Origin of the sequence: Dokdonella fugitiva (genome assembly GCF_004342425.1) — a bacterium.
GTDB classification, from domain to species: Bacteria; Pseudomonadota; Gammaproteobacteria; order Xanthomonadales; family Rhodanobacteraceae; genus Dokdonella_A; species Dokdonella_A fugitiva.
In genome coordinates this window covers 1-1,987 of sequence record NZ_SLWQ01000023.1, presented here as the reverse complement: position 1 = coordinate 1,987, position 1,987 = coordinate 1, and the positions used below count along the sequence as shown (strand labels likewise).

Sequence of the window (1,987 nt, the reverse complement as noted above, 5' to 3'; positions counted from 1 at the left end):
GCTCACGCAGACGGATGCGCTCGGGAACACGACGACGTCGGAGTGGAACTTCTACACGATGATGGGGAACCACACCCCGCAGAACCTGAAGTCGACGACCGACGCGCTCGGCCACAAGACGACGTACGCCTACACCGACCCGGGCATGCTGCGTTCGATCAGCGATCCGCTTGGCCACGCCACCGGGTTCGGCTGGGGCGGCGCGAACTTCGACCAGCTCGTGCAGCTGACCGATCCCACCGGCAATGTCACGCGCTACGTCAACGATGCGCAGGGTCGCAAGACGCAGGAAACCGATCCGCTCGGCAATATCACCAGGTACACGTACGACGGCGCCGGCCACCTGCTGACGACGACGAAGACGCGCGTCGTGCTCGGCCAGACGCAGACGCTGACGACGACCAATGCCGTCGACGCGGACGGCAACGTGCTCGCGACGACCGATGCGCTCGGCAACGTCACGCGTAACACGTGGACGGAGCAGAAGCAGCTGGCGACGCAGACGGACGCGCTCGGTCGGCTGACCCGGTACGCGTACGACGCGAGCGGTCGTCCGATCCAGACGACGTATCCCGACGGCTCGACCGAATCGACCGCCTACGACCCGAACGGTAATGCCATCCGCCAGGTCGATCGCGCGGGCAGGGAGACGCGCACGGCGTACGATGCGCTCAACCGCCCGATTACGGTGACGAACCCGGACGGCACGACCGCCACGACGGCGTACGACGCTGCCGGCCAGGTCACCGACACGACCGACGAGCTCGGTCGCATCACGCACGTCGACTACGACGCCGCCGGGCGCCGCACGGCGACGACCGATGCGAATGGCCACGCGACGGCCTACGCCTACGACGCAACCGGCAAGTTGACCGCGACCACGGACGCGCTCGACCACACGACCGGATACGTCTACGACGACGCCAACCGCAAGACGCAGACGACCTGGCCCGACGGCAGCGCGAGCCGCTACGAATACGACGCGGCCGGACGCAAGACCAAGGACATCGACCCTGCCAACCGCGCGACGCAGTACGGCTACGACGCGAATGGGCGGCTCAACAAGGTCATCGACGCGCTCGGCAAGATCACGCAGTACGGCTACGACGAACTCGGCAACAAGACCAGCCAGATCGACGCGCTGAACCGCGTCACGCAGTGGGCCTACGACGCGCTCGGTCGTGCGACGAGCCATACGCTGCCGGACAACCGCTACGAGACGATGGCCTACGATGCGATCGGTCGCCTGACCAACCGCACCGACTACGCCGGCGACGCGAGCGGCTACCAGTACGACAACGCCGATCGCGTGCGCAGCCAGACCTTCGCGGACGGCACCGTGCTGAGCTGGACATACACGCCGGGCGGCCAGGTCGCCACGCTCACGATCGCCAAGGGCGGCCAGTCGAAGCTCACGAAATACGCCTACGACGCACGTGACCAGCTGACCGACATCGAATACGCCGACCACTCGAAGCTGCACTACGCCTACGACGCCGCGGGCCAGAAGACCAGCCAGACGCTCACGACGCCGGACCAGCAGGCCTGGACGATCGCCTACACCTACGACGCGGTCGGCAACCTCGCGACCGTCACGGCCGATGGACGAACGTTCACCTATGCGTACGACGACGCGAACAGGAAGATCCGGCGCGAGGACCCGAACGGCGTCGTCACGCAATACGCCTACGACGCGAACGGTCGCCTGACCGGTTTCGTCGCGCGGAAGGACGCGGCGATCATCAGCCAGGGCACGTACACGCTCAATCCGGCAGGCCAGCGCACCGCGCTCGCCTATGTCGCTCCCGATGGCGCCACTCGTAACCTCGCTTGGACCTATGACGGGGCGGGCCGCCTGACGAAAGAGACGCGCGACCTGCCGTCGCACACGACGAGCTGGACGCTTGATGCAGTCGGCAACCGCACGAACCAGACGAAGGATGGTGCAGCCAGCACCTACACCTACGACGTCACCGACCGCCTGACC

1 protein-coding gene is annotated in these 1,987 nt (G+C 66.7%); it reads left to right on the top strand.

The genetic code is table 11. The features are described 5' to 3' along the window. Window positions 1-1,987 (top strand): RHS repeat domain-containing protein (locus EV148_RS18190; RefSeq protein ID WP_132000272.1); only part of this gene is annotated, 1,987 nt, incomplete at both ends.